This is a genomic window from Haladaptatus sp. DYF46 (assembly GCF_021083305.1).
In the GTDB taxonomy this organism is placed as follows: Archaea; Halobacteriota; Halobacteria; order Halobacteriales; family Haladaptataceae; genus Haladaptatus.
Window position 1 is genome coordinate 336,451 of sequence record NZ_JAJFAY010000004.1, and the last position, 17,545, is coordinate 353,995.

The window sequence follows — 17,545 nt, forward strand, 5'->3', positions numbered from 1 at the left end:
GAAAATACGTTCTAATTTTATTCGGCTTCTTCCACCGACAGCAGACGGACCACTTCCTCGCGCGTTTGGGCGGCGAGGATTCGGTCGGCGCGTTCGGCGGCGTCGTCCGTGTCGATTTCCGGGACGTTCGCCTTCACGTCGGGAACCGTAATCGCACTCATGCTCAGTTCGTCCAAGCCGAGACCGACGAGGAGGTCCGTCAAGGCGGGATCGCCCGCCATCTCGCCGCACATGCCGACCCACGCGTCCCCGTCGTGGCCCGCCTGCACGGTTCGACGAATCGCGCGGAGGACGGCGGGATAGCGCGGGTCGTGGAGGTCCGAAACCCGCTCGTTTTCGCGGGAGGCGGCCATCACGTACTGCGTGAGGTCGTTCGTCCCGATGCTGAGGAACGACACCCGCTCGGCGAGCGCTTCGGCCATGAACACCGACCCGGGCGTCTCTATCATCACGCCGAGTTCGGGAACGGCGTGGTTTATGCCTTCCCCGGCCAACTCCGCCGCGACCGATTCGACGCGGGAGAGCGCCGCGTCCAGTTCCTCGACGCTGGCGACCAGTGGGAACATCACGGCGAGGGAGCCACCCGAGTCCTCGTGGTCGCCGGCGGCCCGGAGCAGGGCGCGCAACTGGGCCTCGAACAGGTCGGAATCGGGGCCGAGCGAGCGCCGGATTCCGCGCTCGCCGAGGAACGGGTTCGCCTCGTCCGGCGTGTCGAGGTACGGAATCGGTTTGTCGCCGCCGATGTCGAGCGTCCTGACGACGACTCGTTCGTCGGGGAATGCCGACAGTGCGGCGGTGTAAGCTTCGTACTGCTCCTCCTCGTCCGGCGGCGCTTCGCGGTCGAGGAACAGAAATTCCGTTCGGAAGAGGCCGATGCCGTCGGCACCCTGTTCGGCCGCCACATCCAGTTCCGCGAGCGTCCCGACGTTGGCCGCGACTTCGATTTCTCGGCCGCCCGCCGTCGAGACGTGATCCTCCACGATGGGCGTCTCCGAGACGGAAACTCGGTTCCGGGCCTCGTCGTCGGGGTCGATGACGACCGTCCCCTGCTCGCCGTCGACCACCAGTTCCCGCCCGTCGCCGACTTGGGCGAGTTCCTCGCCGACGCCGACGACGGCGGGGATGGCGAGCGAGCGGGCGAAAATCGCGGCGTGCGACGTTCGGCCGCCGAAGATGGTGGCGAATCCGGCGATCGCGTCGGCGTCGAGTTGTGCGGTGTCGCTCGGGGTCAACCGTTCCGCGACGAGGACGGACCCGTCGGGAAGGTCGCCGAGGTCCATCCGGTCGCCGTCCGTCACGAGTCGAAGCAACCTGTCGCGCACGTCGCGGAGGTCGTCGGCCCGTTCGGCCATCGGCCCGTCCAAGTTCTCGAAACGGGCGATGGGGTCGGTGAACGCGCGTCGAATCGCGTGCGGTGCCGGGAGGCCGTTCTCGATGGCCGCCTCGATACCGCCGACGATTTCCGGGTCGTCCAGGAACGCGCGGTGTGCGTCGAAAATCTCCGCTTCGTCCTCCCCGAGGCGTTCGCTCGTCCGCTCCCGCTCGCGTTCGAGTTCCTCGTGGGCGGCCTCCTGTGCCGACTCGAACGCCGCGAGTTCCTCGTCGGGGTCGACGGTCGCGGGGTCGGGCGGGTCTTCGAGGTCGGTCGTTCCGCGATACCAGACGACGCGACCGATTCCGGCGCGCGGCGTCACACCCGTTCCCGAGAGTTCCGTCATCACGCTTCTTTCTCCTCGGGAGTGGTGAGAACGTCTTCCAGCGCATCGAGCGCTTCCTCGGCGTCGTCGCCGTCCGCCACGAGGAGAACCTCGTCGCCCTTTCGGGCGTTGAGCGTCGTCACGGACAGCATACTTCCCGCGTTGACCGGGTCGCCGTCCACGAGGGAAACGGTGCAGTCGGCGTCGAACTCGTTCGCTGTATTGACGAATTTCGAGGCTGGTCGGGCGTGCAGTCCGTCCGCTGGGACGATGGTAACGGTTCGTTCCATTCGAGGCATGGCCGACAGTTGGAGTGGAAGCCGCTTCATGCTATCGCCGCCATCGTTTCGGCCATCACCCCCATTCCTGCAATCCCCACTGCGCCCGAGTGTAGCCGAGCGCGAACAACACCGTGCCGACCAACATCAGTGACCCGCCGAGGAGCGGTTCGTTGACCGGAGGTCCCGGCGCGGAGACGGCGACGAGCGCGAGTCCACACGCGAGGACGACCAGTCCCGCGAGGCTCACCGGATCGAGAAACACCAACCGGAGGTAGGCACCGGTCGAACGCTTCGGATCGTCCGAAGTCGTCACGGTGCCCCTCTAACTCCCTCCGGACGGTCGTTCATGCTCTTCGTCGTGGACCGCCGGCTCTTCGGGTTCTATCTCCTCGGCTTCGAGCTTTATCACGTACCGACGTGTCAGGAAGTCGTACAACCCGCCGCCGATGATACCGCCGACGATGGTGGAAACGGTCGGAAGCCACCAGCCGCCGCGCGGACCGGGGAAGGCGATTCGACCCCATCCGGCGAAATACCCCATGATTCGCGGACCGAGGTCCCGGGCAGGGTTCAACGCCGCCATGCTGATGGGTGCCTCGTACTGGACGAGCGCCGCGACGAGCAGTCCGATGAGGAGCGCCGCGATTCCGGGGGTCGCCCGCGTTCCCATCGGGTTCTCGTCGTCCACAAGTGCGAAGATGACGGCGACGAGGATGGCCGTGATGACCATCTCGCTGAAGAACGCTTGCGGGAACGAGACGAGCGACGCGGCCTGCTGAAGCGAGTTGTAGTCCCCCACTTTCACGCCCGCGAAGGCGGGGTTCGGGAAGAACGTCCAGAGCGTCATTCCGGTGATGGAACTACCGGGTTGACCGCGAACCACGTTGTTGGCCTCGCTGAAGCTTTGATAGTACCCCGACCACGTGACGAGCAACGTCCCGGCGGCCAGAAACGCCCCAACGATTTGAGCCACGATGTAGCCCGGAACGTGTTTCCACGGAAAGTCCCGCCAGACGGCGTTCGCGATGGTCACGGCCGGGTTGATGTGCCCTTCCGAGACGCCGCCGACCCAGTATACCGCGAACATCACCGCGAATCCCCACAGGACGGCCACGCCGAACAGGTCGAACCCGCCCGTCAACACCGAGACGGTGACGGCACCGTCACCGAGGAGGACGAGGATGAACGTCCCGACGAGTTCGTTCACGTACTTCGCGCCCCAGTACTCCTCCACCGAGCCGTCGTCGGTAGCGGTTTCCCCGCCATCCGAGACTGGTTCGCCGCCGTCGACCGTCGCTTCGTCCGTCATCTCAGGCACCTCCCTCGCGTGCCCATCCAAGGGAGCGCTCGACGGCGTCCTCCCAGCGGTCGTACTTCGCGTCCGCCTCGGTTTCTGACATCTTCGGTTCGAACTCGCGGTCGACCTGCCAGTTCTTTCGCAGGTCGTCCACGGAGTCCCAGTAGCCGACGGCGAGGCCGGCGGCGTAGGCCGACCCGAGCGCCGTCGTCTCGTCCACGACGGGCCGAACGATGTCGGCACCGAGGATGTCGGCTTGCAGTTGGCAGAGGAAGTTGTTCTTCACCGCGCCGCCGTCGACCTTCAGCGACTCGATGTCGATACCGCTGTCGGCCTCCATCGCTTCGGCCACGTCGCGGGTCTGGTAGGCGATGGATTCGAGCGTCGCCCGGACGATGTGCTCGGGGCGAGTACCCCGTGTCATCCCGACGAGGGTGCCGCGAGCGCGCTGGTTCCAGTGGGGCGCGCCGAGTCCCGTGAACGCCGGAACCATGTACACACCGTCCGTCGAATCGACGCTTCGAGCCATCGTCTCCGTCTCAGCCGCGTCGCCGATGAAGCCGACATCTACGAGCCATTCGATGGCCGCGCCGGTGACGAAGATGGACCCTTCGAGCGCGTACTGTACGGGTTCTCCCGAGCGCTGGAATCCGACCGTCGTGAGGAGGCCGTGTTCGCTCTCGACCGCGTCCTCGCCGGTGTTCAGGAGGAAGAAACTGCCCGTCCCGTAGGTGTTCTTCGCGTCGCCCGCGTCGAAGCAAGTCTGCCCGAACAGCGCCGCCTGCTGGTCGCCGAACGCGCCAGCAACCGGGACTTCGGCACCCAAAAAGCCGTCCGAGTCGGTCGAACCGTACGTCTCGTCGTCGCTCGACGGTCGCACCTCGGGCAGCATTTCGCGCGGGACGTCGAACTCCGCACAGAGGTCGTCGTCCCAGTCCATCTCGTGGATGTCGAACAGCATCGTCCGCGAGGCGTTCGTCACGTCCGTGATGTGTTCGCCGGTCAGGTTGTAAATCAACCACGTGTCGATGGTCCCGAAGAGGATTTCGCCCTCCTCGGCACGTTCGTGGATGTCCTGCGGACGGGCGCGCTGGAGCTTTATCGGGTCGGCGTTGTCGAGCAACCACTCGGCCTTCGTCGCCGAGAAGTACGCGTCGGGTTCCAACCCGGTTTTCGCGCGGATGTCGTCTACCTTCCCCTCGTCTTCCAACTGCTCCACGCGGTCGGTCGTCCGACGGTCCTGCCAGACGATGGCGTCGTGGACCGGACTGCCGCTGTCCTTGTCCCACAGCAGGGTCGTCTCGCGCTGGTTGGTGATGCCGATGGCTTCCAGCCGGTCCGCGGAAACGTCGGCCTCCTCCAACGCGGTGGTGACGACGTGTTGTGTGTTCTCCCAGATTTCGAGGGGGTCGTGCTCGACCCATCCCGGTTCCGGGTATTTCTGTTCGTGTTTTTCGTAGGCGCTTTGGACGACCCGACCGTCGTGGTCGAACAGCATGAACCGCGTTCCGGTCGTTCCTTGGTCGATAGCGCCGACATAGGTTTCTGACATTGACTCCCCCATTGGGTGCGCCGGTTCATTGCCACGTTCGGCCACACCTCGGGAAAGAGACGGGACGAAGAATAATGATGTTTTCCCACGCCGGTTTCGGTACCTCGGACTCGTTGAACCGTCCGTGACCGTTCACTTTACTCTTCGAGACACTGGATTGTGACAACAAACAGACCACCCTTCGCCGAATTTCGACCGAGACACATGTGAATCACATGGGGTTTGGCGTCACAGCGACTTCCGCATATATGTCGCGGTGTCGGGACAGAGGTCGGCAAATTCCGTCGTCTTCCGGATGGCGTCGGGAGCGGTCCGACGGGACGCTTCGACGTACATCCGTTCGGCGAAGAACTCCGCCGCCGTCGTCGTCAGTAGGTGAAGGGTCTCCACCCCGTCGGCGGCCGCTCGTTCCTCCAATCGGGCACAGAGTACGCTTCCGTAGCCTTCGTCACGAGCGCCTCGCTCCACGACGACCGACCGTAGAAGGCCGTCCGTTCCGTGGACTTCGACGCCACCGAGACCGACGGGGTCGGGTCCAACGTGGGCGACGTAGAAACGGTCCAGTTTCGGCCCGACGTCCTCGAACGGTAACCCGTTTTCCTTCAGCAGCGTTCGAATATACGAGCGGTGAGCGTCATCCGCCTGTCGAAGCACGAGTGTCGTCTCGCTCATCGGGAACGAATGCGGGAACGAGCGTAAAGTACGTTCCCCCGGCGGCCATCGCTCGGACGGGTTCGAACCGGCGTTTTAGCTCGCGTGTCGGGGAAGGTGGTAAACTTCGGGAAAGCGGCTAGTCGTGGGCCGGGACACGAAGGGGAATGGGACCTGACGTAGCTATACCGGGAGAAAATACAGCAGGTTGAAAACAAGTCGAGCGTGAAGTGTCGTTCGGGCTATCGGTTTCGGGGTTCCTCGTACGCGTTCAACCACTCGGCGACTATCTCTTGAATCGCGAGGGCGGTCGTGCCGACGTTGAGGATTTGATACCCGTTTCGAGCCTTCTCGTTGACGTCCTCCATTCCGAAGCCGAGGTTACCCACGGGTACGCCTCGTTCGACGCTCCTCGAACGAACGGTTTCCACGGCGTCCTGTACGTCCGGATTATCGAGTTCCCCGGGAGAGCCGACCGCGACCGAAAGGTCGAACGGGCCGACGAAGACGAAGCCGAGGTCCGGAACGTCGAGAATCGAGTCGATGTTCTCGACCGCCTCCAAGGACTCTATCGTCACCCCGATGAGCACCGCTTCGTCCTCGGCGGCCGCGTAGTCGTCCGTCAATCCCCACCGACTCGCTCGTGGAACAGCGAGGCCGCGTTCGCCCGGCCCGCCGTCGTAGCGGAAGTACGCTGCCCGCACGATATCCCGCACCTCGTCAGCCGTATCGACGTGTGAGAGGAACACGTTCCTCACGCCGGTGTCCAGTACCTTCCGGACGAGCGCCGGTTCCGTAACCGGTACCCGAACCAACAGCTCCGTACCAGTCAGCTCGCTCGCGCGGAGCAGCGATTCCACCGCGCTTGCGTCCCACGGACTCGGCCCCGCGTGTTCGAAATCGATCCAAACGAAATCGAGTCCGAGATCGCCGTACAGTTCGACGAGCGTCGGCGAGTACGTGTCTTCGGCCATCCCGAGCGTGACGTCGCCGCGTTCGAGTCGCTTTCGCAAACTTGTCGTGTTTCTTTCTCGTTCCATGAGTCCCCCCAACCGGGTACCGACACGGGTTGTTCGACGGTGCGTTTCGCGCCACCTGTGTTCGATTTCGCACCGCTATCGGTGTCGGGTCGGCGAACGTGGTACGCTAGCGACGGTAGTAGCGCTGCTGGTCCGCGCTGTCGAGTCGAACACGCTCTCGGAGAACACCACCCGTCAACCGGAATATTCCGCGCGCACCACCACGTACCCGCTCGCGTTCCGAACGACGACCGTATCCCCGTCGTTGTTCCAGACGGCACCGTCGGCGTTCCAGTAGCGTTCCGACGGCGAGTCGGACCCGCTCCCCGTGTAGAGCGTGAGCGTCTTCCCGCTCGCCAGCGTCACACCCGACGGCACGCGGTACGTGTGCCCGCCGTCGTCCGAAATCGTCCATCTGGAGAGGTCGAGGGTCACGTCTCCCGTGTTCTTCAGAACGACGTACTCGTCGTTCAAGTTCTGGTGGTCGTTGCCGTCCGCGTCGGCGTGGATTCGAGCGACGGCGAGGCCGTCCGTCCCGCCGTCGGTCGCCACTCGGGTCGTCGATTCGTCCGTGCTTCCTTGTTCACCCCCGCTCGCCCGTCCGTTCGCACACTCCCAGAGGCCGACGCCGTCCTTCTGTGCACGTGATTCGGCGGCGTAAAACCGGTCGCGCTCGGTGAATTCACTGTCGTACACCCGCGCGTAGCCCTGTTTCACCAGTTGGTAGTTGAAGAGCGTGCCGTCCGATTCGCGGACGTAAATCAGCAATCTGCCGTAGTAGCCCCGCGGTCCCTCGTTCGCGTCGAGCGTGATCGTCACTCGCTCGTCCACGAGTTCGGCTCTGGCGAACTCGCTCGCCTTGTGCCCCCAATCGCGGAGACACCGCTCTCCGCTCCGATCGTCGGGGACCTCCTCGAACTCCGTCGGGTCGTTTTCGGTGTGGACCTCCGGCGTATCGACGCCGAGGAGGCGGCCCGTCTCCTTCGTCCCGTTCGCGTAGCGGAACTCCACGGTGTCGCCGTCCACGATTCTGGAGACGGTGACGGTCCAGTGACGAGATTGGGACTGAGAGTCGCCGATCGAGGCGGTTCCGTCGGGTCTGGGCGTCGTGGTATCCTGCACCGACGCACACCCGGCGGTCAGGACGCTCGCGCAGACGACGAGGACGACGGCGATGGAGACCGGCCGCGAGGAGCCCGTGAAAGACACGAGGAAACCGAGACGCTTCCGGCGGTTAAATCTATGCGACTCCTTCGGCGTCTCGGTCGCGTGCCGGTAGATACGGGAGCGGACTGACCGGACAGAACATCGGTGCTTCCGTGAGAAGGTGGCGGAGAACGCGAACGTGACCCGCCCCGACGAGGAACAGGATTCGGTCGTCCGTGGCGTCCATGGTCCGCCAGAGGTGGTGGACCATCCTGATGTTTCGGTCGTACCAGTACGCGAGCGCCAGCGGACTCCCGAACCGCTCGTCCGCCGCGCGAATCCCCCTATCGAACATGAAATCGTGGTTCTCCCGGCGCTCCTCTTTGTCGTTGATCCACGCGAAGTACTCGGGAATCGTGGAGGACGAGAGTCGTTCGTCGCTCTCACGCTGTACGGTGTCGTTGTCGGCGAGTTCGATGTCGGTCTTCCGACTCGAATCGACGTCGCGGTCCTCGAACGGATCGGTGTCGGGTTCCGAGGGATACTCGTCTATCGCGGCGACCCGCTCGTGGCCGAGGTGGTCGGCGAGTCGGAAACCGACTTGGACGATTTCGCTCCGGCATTCGGTGGTCAGTTCGTCCCGTTCCGAGTGTGGCGAGGGAAACGACGCCTCGCGGTCGTAGGCCAATTCGCCCGACCGGAACTCCCAATACAGGTCGTTTATCGCCTCGTTTCGGTCGTACGGTCGTTCGACGGCGACCCTGTCCGGGTTCCATTCCGAAACGCGGGCGACCAAATCGCGCAGTTCGGCCTGTCGGCGGTCGGCGAGCACGTCGTCGGCATCGACGTTCACCTCGTCCAATCCCGGATTGTCCATGTGATAGGTACCGAGCAACATCACCTGCACCTGCTCGGAGGTCGGTTCCGGCCATCCGTTCGGCGTCCGGGCGTCGTTCCTATTCGCCATGGACGGGACGACCGACGCGCCGGGAATAAGTGTTCGTAGAATTGAATTTCTATACGCGAGGTTACAAAAGCACAGTTCTATTCTTCGGGTGTCAGTACTTCCCCACCGTGCCGTTCCACGACGTCCAACTCGCGGTCGAAAACGAACGTCCTCGTCTCGCCGTCGAGGGTCATGGGAACCGCGATACGAAGCGGGTCGGTGGATTCGACGGTCGCGTTGTCCTCCTTCAACCACGGGAGTTCCCACCGCGGCGTCTCGCGGAGGTCGATGCCGTGTTCGTAGTGGAACGCGGCGACCAGCGGGTGCGAGAGGACGGCCAACTGAACGGACCGATTGTACCTGTGACCGCACCGACCGCACTCGTGGAACTCCATTCCGACCAATCCGCTGCCTTCGAGCCAGTCGGGTGCGTCCTCGTCGTCGGAGAGATACAGCGTCGAATCCAACTGCCCGTGGCAGTTCGTACACATGCCGACCTCGGCGGCCTCGTCCAAAGTTCGGAGCCATCGAGCGACGACGGTCGGTGCCGCCGCCGCGTCCATCCCGTCCATGAGTCCCGCGGGAATTTCCGGGTCCGTGAACATCCACTCACAGCCCGTGCAGTCGATGGTGATTCCGTGGTCCCGAAAGACCGCTTCCAACCGCCCCCCGCAGTGGAGGCAGTTCCCATCGACCGGAACGGCGTCGGCGCTGAACTCCGCGGTGTACCCACCGGACAGGACGGCCCCGACGACCCGTTCCCCCGGCGGTGCGACATCGTAGCCGTCATCGGTCTTGCGGACGAACTGTCCCGTCAACTTCCCGAGATGGTAGTTGAACCCGCCGGGGTCGTCCGCACCGACGCGGGTTCGAAGTTCCGAGAAGGACAACGACTCCTCGGCCCGGTTCAGCACCCGCAGGATTTCGAACCGAGTCTCGTCGCCGAGCAGCCCGAACGCCTCGTCGGGGGTGAGGCACGTAACGGTCGGGTCGTCGTCGCGTTCCATACTGCATCGTTACGAGAACGGAAACAAAGTAGTGTGGTTCCGTGGTTCGTGAATCGTTCCGAAGGGTTGAGTCGGAAAACCGACTGTCGAACGGGTACGCAAGTGAACAAGAAGGACGTTTTATATCCCAGCGCCGAAACGAACCGATATGGGCGACACACCGACCGAGCGCTTCCGCGAGAACGCGACTGAAATCGCGTCGATTCTCGTCACGGGGTTCTGGCTTCTCGCTCTCTTTACCGGCCAGAGTTGGTGGCTTCCGGCCATGCTTCTCGGCTACATCGTCGTCATTCCGATAGTCGAGATGCTGTTCGGGGACGACGAGGACGTCGAAGGCTGGTGGGACGCCACGTGGGACGACGATTGGTGGGACTGGTCCAGCGGTAACGAACGTTCGAACGAACCCGCCGAAACCGTCGAACCGAACAATAGGGACGCCCTCGAAACCCTCAAAAACCGCTATGCGCGGGGGGAACTCACCGACGAACAGTTCGAGCGAAAGCTGGAACGACTCATGGAAAACGACACCGTGGAGGACGTCGAGGAACGATTGCGACGCAAGGAGCGGGACGTGGAGCGGAACTGAGCCACGATTGGGGGAGATAGTGGCGATCTCCTTTGGGCGAAGGTTTATACGGAAAAACGGGACAATACGGCTCCATGGACGAATGGGAGTACAAAATCGTGGAGCTGTCGGACGGCGGGCTGTTCGGCGGGAGCGAGGAACCGACCGAGGCAGACCTCAACGAACTCGGGGAAGAGGGCTGGGAACTGGCATCGTCGCTAACCGGGTCCAACAAAACGCTCGGCGGTCGACCGAAGAGCGAGACGAGCGCGTTAGTGTTCAAGCGACCGAGGGAGTAATGCGGTGGCTCACTCCTCGTCCGTCCACGAATCCAGTGTCTGCTGAATCAGCGCTTCACCGACGGCGCGGCCGAGGACGTCGTATCCGGCGCGTTCCGCCCGGTCGTCCGAGGAGGCGATGAGGCGCGAGACGATGAACTCGGGCGTGGACTTGCCGACCGTCTGGAACCGCGGCTGGTAATCGACGAGGAGGTCCAACTCCTCGTTCAGCCCCTCGGCGAAGATGCCGTCCTTGCGCGCCCGTCCGGGGAGCGGGTTCAGGTCGTCCGCGAGGTGGGTCACGAACACGCCGAGCGCGCCCCTATCGACGGTCAGGCTGACGAGTCCGTGGAGGAGGTTCGCGGCGCTTCCCGGCTCGGTAATCGCCTCGAACTCGTCCACCAGCATGAGCGTCCGCCCGTCGTTCGTGAGCGGCGGGACGATACTTCGGAGCGTGGATTCGAGCACGCCCGCGTTGAAACTCGCGTGGCGGCGGTGGAAGACGATGGCGTCCGAAATCGACACCTGTGCGTAGGAGGCGGGAACGGGAAGCCCCATCTGTGCCAGCAGACCGACCTGACACAGCGTTTCGAGCAGGGTCGTCTTCCCGCCGCTGTTCGCGCCGGTCAGGACCGTCACTCGGTCGCCCTTCGGCGGGCCGGCGATTCCGTGGTCGCCGATGCCGTAGGTGATGGGTTGCACGTCTCCCGCGGTGGCGAGAAACAGGTTTCGCGCGCCGTCGACGGCGAAACCGGAGTCCACGAACTCCGGGCGCGTCATGTCGAACGCGTCGGCAAAGCGGGCGAGCGACAGCGAAACCGCGAGGTCGCTCACGGCCGATACGGCGGCGTCGATGGCGTCGCGGGCGGTTTCGATGTCGGTTTCGAGCGCCGAAACGACCGTTTCCTCGCGCTCTTCGACGGCGCGCTTCGTTTCGGCGACGAGTTCGCGGAGCGACCCGCCGACGAAATCGGTGGCGTCGGTGGCCTCACCGACCGTCGCGTCGCGGATTCGCTGCGGTTCGATATCGGTTTCGCGGGCGACGTACTCGACGTAGCTCTCGCGGAACTCGTCCGGCGTCCGCACGTCGCCGGATTGGACGGATTCGAGCACGTCCAAGGCACCGCTTTCGAGGCGTTCGACCGCAGTCAGCGCGGCCCGGAAGCGGTCGAGTTCATCGTCCGCCCCCTCGGCAACCGTTCCGTCGTCGAGTTTTCCGAGGGCACCGGCGGCGACGGCGAGGTCGTCCGCGTCGATGGCGGCCACCGTGGCGAACGCGCCGTCGGTCACGCCGGTCTGCTGGAGGGAAATCGCCGTCTCCACCGCGGTTCGCTCGCTGCCGTCGTACTCCTCGAAAGCATCGAGAACGGTCGTTCGCGTCCCGTCGTTCAGTTCGTCCCACGATTCGACGGCGGCCATGACGGAATCGAGTCGTTCGGTGGCCTCCTCCCGGGAGCGAACCGGGGTCAGAACCCGGATTCGGTCGCCGGCGTCGGGCGTAATGGCGTAATCGCTCGCGAGGTCGAGCAACGATTTGTACACCGAGCGGGCGTCGCGGGTGGCGAGGACCGCCATTCCCTCGCCGCCGTTGGCCTGTCGAAGGATTCGCGTCGCTCGGCCGCGGGACAACCCCGCGGCCGTGAGTGCGCGAACGTCGGTCGATTCGATCGCTCGAATCGCTCGTTCGACGCCCAGTTCGGCTTCGAGCAGTTCGCTCGTCTTCGGCCCGACGCCCCAGTAATCCTCCAGCCTCATACCTGACCGCTGACACGGACGGCTATTAATCATTCCCGTTCGACCGAAACATAGAGGAGGCCCTGGAGAGTTTATGTTCCCATGCCCCTCCATGAAGAATACTCTGAAACGCCGCGTATCCTCCACGTCGGCGATACGAGTGGGGTTTCTCTTCCGGGGATGTCAGCGGAAGCGGCGAGCGTCGAGCGGGCGCTCGACGCCCTCGAAGCGACGGAGTGCATCGTCTGTGAGCACGGACTGCCCGAGTGTGATGCACTCGCCGTACTGAGCGAGGTGCGCGAACGCGATTCGAGCCTTCCGTTCTTCGTCGTGACAGAGGACGATGAAACGATAGCAGAAGCGTTTGCGATGGACGTAACGGACTGTATCGGTCCCGAGGACCGGACGGTTCTGTCGCACAAAATCGAACGTGCCGTAACTGGCTATCGGAATGAACAGGCGCTCTCACGAGCCAAAGCGGTTCTCGAAGGGGTTCCGGACGCTATCGTGACGATCGACACGGAGGGAACGGTTCGGTACGCCAACGACGGGTTCGAGCGGGTACTCGGCTACGACTCGACGGGGATAGCGGGTGAACCGTTGAAGCGCGTGATTCCGGAGCGGTTGGAGTCGCTGTACGAAGCCGCATTGAGACGGTATTCCGAAACGGATGAGCGAAGCCTCGACTGGGAATATTTCGAGACGAGAGCGCGACACAGCGACGGCCACGAGGTTCCGGTGACGCTTTCGCTTCGGAACGCGACCGACGGCGGCGAGGAGTTGATAACGGGGATCATCCGCGACATCTCCGAGCGCAAGACGGTGGAGACGGAACTCGAAGCGTCACGCGAGCGCTATCGAAAGCTGGTGGCAGCGAGTCCGGAAGCCATCCTCGTCGCCGACGCGGAAACGGGGAAGCTGATCGATGCCAACGTCGCGGCCGAGGAACTCCTCGATCGGTCACGAAGCGAAATCCGCGGGATGTATCAGTGGGAGATACATCCGCGGGAGCGACAGACGTACTACCGACAACTCTTCGAGCGGCACGCGAAGGAAGGTGGAATATCACGGAGCACTGACGATCTCTCGGTCGTCCGGTCGGACGGGGAGGAGGTTCCGGTGGAAATCAGCACGAACCGAACGCGACTCGACGGCCGACTGGTTATTCACGGTATCTTCAAGGACGTCTCGGAGCGCAAGGCCCGCGATCGGACGCTCGCGTACCTTCGGTCCGCGACGCGCGAACTCATGACGGCAGAAACGAAGGCCGACATCTGCAAAATCGCGGTGGAGGCCGCCGGCGAGGAGTTGGACCTCCCCCTCTCCGGCATCTACCTCGCGAACGACGAGGAGGACGTACTGCGGCCGGTCGCGGTGACGGAGACGACGGAGCGACTATTGGACGAACTGCCGCGTTTCGAGGCCGGGGAGGGCCTCACGTGGTCGGCGTTCGAATCGGGAGAGGCGACCACGTTCGACGACGCGAAAGACGCGCGAACGACCTATGACCGGCCGGTTTCGGTCGAACAGGAGATGGTAATTCCGCTGGGCGACCATGGCATATTTCTGTTGGGATCGCTCTCGGCGGCCGAACTGGACGAGTACGTCAGGGATTTCGCCGAGATTTTGGCGACGAACGTCCGGTCCGCGCTCGACCGGGCGACACGCGAGGAAACCCTTTCCACCCAGCGGGCCGAGTTGGTGGAACTGAATCGTATCAACGAGGTCATCCGCGAGGTGGACCAAGCGCTGGTACAGGCGACGAGTCGGGAGGAAATCGAAGAGACGGTCGTGAATCGGCTGGCGGCGGCAGGGCCGTACGAATTCGCGTGGGTCAGCGAAAGCGAAGTGAGCGCCGAAACCGTCCGCACGGTGGCGAACGCGGGCGACACCACCTATATGGAGGCGGTGGAAACGGCCGCGGACACGTGTAACTGCCCGGTCGAACAGGCACAGACATCGGGACGGGCGGTGGTCGTCGAGGATGTGAAAATCGATCCCGATTTCGAGGCGTGGGGAGAAGCGACGCTCGACGGCGGTGTACAGTCGATGGCCGCCATCCCGATTCGGTACGACGAAACCTGTTACGGCGTCCTCGCAGTCCACGCGAACAGGGGTGGCGCCTTCGATGACAGGGAACGGGACGTTCTCGTGGAACTCGGGGAGACGATGGGGATGGCGATAGCCGCGATGGAGAGCAGGAAGGCGTTGGCTTCGGACTGCGTGGTCGAGGTGGAGATGGAGATATCGGACGCCGATCATTACTTCGTTCGCGTCCCACAGGAGTTGGGATGTACGTTCACCCTTCACGGGACGACGATGTCGCCGACCGGGGAGATCCACTGTTTCATCACCGCCACCGGCGTGCCGTCGGACGTCGTCCTCGAACGAACCGCGAAAGCGGACGGGATAACCGACACGCGGCTCATCCGCGAATCCGACCACGAGTGCGTCTTCGAAGTGACCTACGAGGGGCCGTCGTTCGTCAAGACGCTCGTGGATAGGGGAGGGGCCATCGGATACGTCGAAGCGAACGAGGAACGTGCGCGTGGCACCGTCGAACTCCCGGCCGACGCGAACATCAGGGGGGCGGTCGAGGCGGTGAAGAGCATCGCGCCGAAGGGACGGGTCGTCGCCCAACGCGAACGCGAGAAGCCGGAACCGACGGCGACGGAGTTCCGCATGCAACTGTCGGAGTCCTTGACCGACCGGCAACGGACGGCGATGGAGACGGCCTATCTCGCCGGGTTCTTCGAATGGCCTCGGGACAGCACGGGCGAGGAGGTGGCGGAGTTGCTTGACGTGTCGGCACCGACGTTCCATCAGCACCTCAGACACGCGGAGGCGAAACTGCTAAAGACGTTTTTTGACCGATAAGACGCCAGTTTTCGGCCGGAGAGGTTTTCATCCCCGCGTCGGATGGTCGGGGCATGCGTCTCATTCAAATCCTCGTCCCGGACGACTGCCGGAACGAGGTTCTCGCCGTGCTCGACGACGAGCACATCGATTACGTTCTCACGCGGGAGGAGGGTAACGGAGATGACGCGGCGGTCGTCCAGTTTCCGGTCCCGACGCAGGCGGTGGACGCCGTCCTCACGGACCTGAGGGATGCGGGGTTGGACGAGGAGGGATACACCGTCGTCGGAAGTCTGGAAACGGCCCGAACGCCGAACATCGACGAACTGGAGGACCGCTTCGTCAAAGGACGCGACGAGGACGACAGCATCGCGACGGAGGAGATTCGAACGAAGGCGCTCGGGATGAACCCGAGTCCGGTGACGTACTACGCCATGACCGTGCTGTCGGCCATCGTCGCCACCGCCGGGTTGTTACTCGATTCGCCCGCGCTCGTCGTCGGGTCGATGGTCATCGCACCGCAGGTGGGGTCGGCGATGACGACGAGCGTCGGACTCGTGTTGAACGACCGCGACATGATACGCGACGGCCTGTGGTCGCAGGTCCTCGGACTCGCCGTCGCCATCGTCAGCGCGACGATTTTCGGGTGGGCGCTCAAATCGGCACAGTTCATCCCGCCAGCCCTCAACGTGGCGACGGTGAACCAGATAAGTCAGCGTACCTCGCCCGGATTCCTCTCGCTCGCGGTGGGTCTCTGCGCCGGAGGGGCGGGAGCGTTGGGCCTCGCAACCGCCCTGCCGGTGTCGCTCGTCGGCGTCATGATCGCCGCGGCGCTCATTCCCGCGGCGGCCGCCGTTGGCGTCGGATTGGCGTGGGGTCCGCCGGTGCTCGCGTTCGGCGCGTTCGTCCTGTTGGTGGTGAACGTCGTCTCCATCAACGCCGCCGGAAGCGGAGTCCTGTGGATTTTGGGCTACCGTCCGACGACGGAGACGAACCTCCGCAAGGCCGCGCCGACGCTCGTCGCCGTCGCCGTCCTCCTCGTTTCGTTCGCGGGTGCGGGGGCGCTGATGGCTCAGCAGGTTCACACGGAGAACACGGCGAACAGGGAGGTACAGACGCTCTTGGAGGGAAAGCAGTACAAGGAACTGGACCTCGTGAAGGTGAACGTCGAGTTCGACGACATGGGTTTGGTGGACAACACACAGCACGTAACGGTCCTCGTGACTCGCCCGTCGGGCAAGCGGTATGCAGGACTGGCGAAGGAGATAGCAAAGCGAATCTCCGTGAAACTGGGCGGCAGAACCGTGGTCGAACTGGAGTTCACGGAACGTCAGCAGTCGGCGGCGAGAACGTGAACCCGTAGTCGGCCGTGATTCGATACGCGGCGGTCCCCCAGATGTAGTCCTCGACGGGCCACCACGTCCGCGCGTTGTTGATGCCGGCCACGAGGAGACCGTCCTCCGGATTTTCGAGGTCCGAGTGGTAACTGACGCTTCCGCTGTCGCCGTCGGTGAACGACGACTGGGACCCCCACTTCAGTTGGCCGTGTTTGCAGACGGTGCCGTAGGCGCACGTCATTCCGTCGATGGCCTGAATCGCGCCGGACGTGTAGCCCGAGACGACGGCGATTTTCTTCAGTTTCGACCCACGGGCTTTGAGATGAGCGAGGCCCCCGCGCGTAAACTGCCCCATGACGGTGGAGGGCGACTCGCCGTCGATGGAGTTCAACGGGACCGCATCGTTCACCGGGTCGATGCGAACGAAATCGTCGAGCGCGTAGCCGCGTCGCACCTCGCCGACCTTTCGCCACCCGTCGCGGCGTTTGACGAAGAACGGTTCGCCGCTGTGTCGTCCCCCGTCGTCGCCGTAGAGGTGGTTCGACGTGGTGAAAAACGGCGTCTCACCGTCGTACATGGCCGGGCAGAGCGTGGCGGACGCGTCCCTGCTACCGCATTCGATGCTTCCCGGAATGTGATTTCCGTCGAACGGACGCCCGTCCGAACCCTCGTTCCGCGTTTCGGCTTCCGACCGAACCCGGTTGACTTCGACGGCGACGTCGCCGACGCGCTCGGGAACGGTTCCCGTCGCTTCGTCGTCGGTCACGTCCACCGAGAGGGCGGCGTTTCGGCCGCCGAACTCCCCCGGAACGACGGCGCTCCCGACGACGCCGGGATGCGAGAGCACGTCGGAGCGTTCGTGTGCGTCGAACGCGGCACGGAGGTCCGCGAACCAGTCCGCCGGCACCGTCGTGGTCAGCGGTTCCGAGTCGGGACCGTGGCCGTACACGAGCGGTACTTCGTCCCCGCCGGCCGCCCGTACGTCGTCGGGGGTGAGCAGGGCGGCCATGGATCCCAACCCTGCACCCGCCAGCGTCGTGATGAACCGTCTCCTCCCCATCGTTTCGAGTCGTCTATCGGACAGAGAACGCGGTAGCCATCGCTGTCCGATGTCGTCGTGTCTCCCCATCGTGTCGTTTCCCCATTCCCGAGCCGGAGTACGACGGACGGGCACTTGAA

The 17,545-nt window shown here is 64.1% G+C and carries 16 protein-coding genes; 4 read left to right on the forward strand and 12 right to left on the reverse strand.

Going from position 1 to position 17,545, the window contains the following annotated elements; all coding sequences use genetic code 11:
* Positions 1-17 precede the first annotated feature (17 nt).
* From ptsP to LJF34_RS19815, 10 genes are all read right to left on the reverse strand, one after another.
* Positions 18-1,718 carry a phosphoenolpyruvate--protein phosphotransferase gene (gene ptsP, locus LJF34_RS19770; RefSeq protein WP_231187083.1) on the reverse strand — a complete coding sequence of 567 codons (1,701 nt, stop codon included), beginning with the start codon at positions 1,716-1,718 and terminating at the stop codon, positions 18-20.
* Positions 1,718-1,987, reverse strand: coding sequence for an HPr family phosphocarrier protein (locus tag LJF34_RS19775; RefSeq protein WP_231187258.1), 270 nt, complete (start codon positions 1,985-1,987; stop codon positions 1,718-1,720). The genes ptsP and LJF34_RS19775 overlap by 1 nt, the downstream gene beginning before the upstream one ends.
* Before the next feature lie 64 nt (positions 1,988-2,051).
* On the reverse strand, positions 2,052-2,291 hold the full coding sequence (locus LJF34_RS19780) for a hypothetical protein (protein ID WP_231187085.1): 240 nt from the start codon (positions 2,289-2,291) through the stop codon (positions 2,052-2,054).
* 9 nt (positions 2,292-2,300) lie between these two features.
* On the reverse strand, positions 2,301-3,287 hold the full coding sequence (locus tag LJF34_RS19785) for an MIP/aquaporin family protein (protein ID WP_231187087.1): 987 nt from the start codon (positions 3,285-3,287) through the stop codon (positions 2,301-2,303).
* Position 3,288: 1 nt separating this feature from the next.
* Positions 3,289-4,827: a glycerol kinase GlpK gene (glpK, locus tag LJF34_RS19790; protein WP_231187089.1), complete on the reverse strand. Its 1,539-nt coding sequence runs from the start codon at positions 4,825-4,827 to the stop codon at positions 3,289-3,291.
* Positions 4,828-5,055: 228 nt separating this feature from the next.
* A complete protein-coding gene (gene arsN2, locus LJF34_RS19795; protein WP_231187091.1) occupies positions 5,056-5,499 on the reverse strand; it encodes an arsenic resistance N-acetyltransferase ArsN2 in 444 nt (147 codons plus the stop codon).
* Positions 5,500-5,720: 221 nt separating this feature from the next.
* Complete coding sequence (locus tag LJF34_RS19800; protein WP_231187094.1) at positions 5,721-6,518, reverse strand: aldolase/citrate lyase family protein; 798 nt, start codon at positions 6,516-6,518, stop codon at positions 5,721-5,723.
* Between the two features lie 174 nt (positions 6,519-6,692).
* Positions 6,693-7,706, reverse strand: a complete 1,014-nt coding sequence (locus LJF34_RS19805) for a lamin tail domain-containing protein (protein ID WP_231187096.1) — start codon at positions 7,704-7,706, stop codon at positions 6,693-6,695.
* A gap of 31 nt (positions 7,707-7,737) precedes the next feature.
* Complete coding sequence (locus tag LJF34_RS19810; RefSeq protein ID WP_231187098.1) at positions 7,738-8,610, reverse strand: DUF5694 domain-containing protein; 873 nt, start codon at positions 8,608-8,610, stop codon at positions 7,738-7,740.
* Positions 8,611-8,687: 77 nt separating this feature from the next.
* Positions 8,688-9,596 (reverse strand): helix-turn-helix domain-containing protein, encoded by a 909-nt coding sequence (locus LJF34_RS19815; protein ID WP_231187100.1) that lies wholly within the window; start codon positions 9,594-9,596, stop codon positions 8,688-8,690.
* Positions 9,597-9,744: 148 nt separating this feature from the next.
* Here LJF34_RS19815 and LJF34_RS19820 point away from each other — a divergent pair, with 148 nt between their 5' ends.
* Both LJF34_RS19820 and LJF34_RS19825 read left to right on the forward strand, forming a co-directional pair.
* Positions 9,745-10,182: an SHOCT domain-containing protein gene (locus LJF34_RS19820; RefSeq protein ID WP_231187102.1), complete on the forward strand. Its 438-nt coding sequence runs from the start codon at positions 9,745-9,747 to the stop codon at positions 10,180-10,182.
* A 74-nt stretch (positions 10,183-10,256) separates the two neighbouring features.
* Positions 10,257-10,460, forward strand: coding sequence for a DUF4177 domain-containing protein (locus LJF34_RS19825; protein ID WP_231187104.1), 204 nt, complete (start codon positions 10,257-10,259; stop codon positions 10,458-10,460).
* Between the two features lie 9 nt (positions 10,461-10,469).
* On the opposite strand, the gene LJF34_RS19830 is transcribed toward LJF34_RS19825, so the two are convergent.
* A complete protein-coding gene (locus tag LJF34_RS19830) occupies positions 10,470-12,194 on the reverse strand; it encodes a DNA mismatch repair protein (protein WP_231187106.1) in 1,725 nt (574 codons plus the stop codon).
* Between the two features lie 81 nt (positions 12,195-12,275).
* Here LJF34_RS19830 and LJF34_RS19835 point away from each other — a divergent pair, with 81 nt between their 5' ends.
* Together LJF34_RS19835 and LJF34_RS19840 are read left to right on the forward strand one after the other, a co-directional pair.
* On the forward strand, positions 12,276-15,050 hold the full coding sequence (locus LJF34_RS19835) for a PAS domain S-box protein (RefSeq protein ID WP_231187108.1): 2,775 nt from the start codon (positions 12,276-12,278) through the stop codon (positions 15,048-15,050).
* A gap of 53 nt (positions 15,051-15,103) precedes the next feature.
* The gene (locus LJF34_RS19840) at positions 15,104-16,384 is read left to right on the forward strand and encodes a TIGR00341 family protein (RefSeq protein WP_231187111.1); all 1,281 of its coding nucleotides are present in this window, start codon (positions 15,104-15,106) and stop codon (positions 16,382-16,384) included.
* Here LJF34_RS19840 and LJF34_RS19845 read toward each other — a convergent pair.
* The gene (locus LJF34_RS19845; RefSeq protein WP_231187113.1) at positions 16,350-17,495 is read right to left on the reverse strand and encodes a hypothetical protein; all 1,146 of its coding nucleotides are present in this window, start codon (positions 17,493-17,495) and stop codon (positions 16,350-16,352) included. The genes LJF34_RS19840 and LJF34_RS19845 overlap by 35 nt on opposite strands.
* Between the last annotated feature and the right edge of the window lie 50 nt (positions 17,496-17,545).

Bases quoted from the DNA above. Each gene is read 5' to 3' on its own strand.
- LJF34_RS19845 (WP_231187113.1), bottom strand. From the start codon at position 17,495: ATGGGGAGACACGACGACATCGGACAGCGATGGCTACCGCGTTCTCTG.
- ptsP (WP_231187083.1), bottom strand. From the start codon at position 1,718: ATGACGGAACTCTCGGGAACGGGTGTGACGCCGCGCGCCGGAATCGGT.
- arsN2 (WP_231187091.1), bottom strand. From the start codon at position 5,499: ATGAGCGAGACGACACTCGTGCTTCGACAGGCGGATGACGCTCACCGC.
- LJF34_RS19800 (WP_231187094.1), bottom strand. From the start codon at position 6,518: ATGGAACGAGAAAGAAACACGACAAGTTTGCGAAAGCGACTCGAACGC.
- LJF34_RS19840 (WP_231187111.1), top strand. From the start codon at position 15,104: ATGCGTCTCATTCAAATCCTCGTCCCGGACGACTGCCGGAACGAGGTT.
- LJF34_RS19775 (WP_231187258.1), bottom strand. From the start codon at position 1,987: ATGGAACGAACCGTTACCATCGTCCCAGCGGACGGACTGCACGCCCGA.
- LJF34_RS19820 (WP_231187102.1), top strand. From the start codon at position 9,745: ATGGGCGACACACCGACCGAGCGCTTCCGCGAGAACGCGACTGAAATC.
- LJF34_RS19830 (WP_231187106.1), bottom strand. From the start codon at position 12,194: ATGAGGCTGGAGGATTACTGGGGCGTCGGGCCGAAGACGAGCGAACTG.
- LJF34_RS19835 (WP_231187108.1), top strand. From the start codon at position 12,276: ATGCCCCTCCATGAAGAATACTCTGAAACGCCGCGTATCCTCCACGTC.
- LJF34_RS19785 (WP_231187087.1), bottom strand. From the start codon at position 3,287: ATGACGGACGAAGCGACGGTCGACGGCGGCGAACCAGTCTCGGATGGC.
- LJF34_RS19815 (WP_231187100.1), bottom strand. From the start codon at position 9,596: ATGGAACGCGACGACGACCCGACCGTTACGTGCCTCACCCCCGACGAG.
- glpK (WP_231187089.1), bottom strand. From the start codon at position 4,827: ATGTCAGAAACCTATGTCGGCGCTATCGACCAAGGAACGACCGGAACG.
- LJF34_RS19810 (WP_231187098.1), bottom strand. From the start codon at position 8,610: ATGGCGAATAGGAACGACGCCCGGACGCCGAACGGATGGCCGGAACCG.
- LJF34_RS19825 (WP_231187104.1), top strand. From the start codon at position 10,257: ATGGACGAATGGGAGTACAAAATCGTGGAGCTGTCGGACGGCGGGCTG.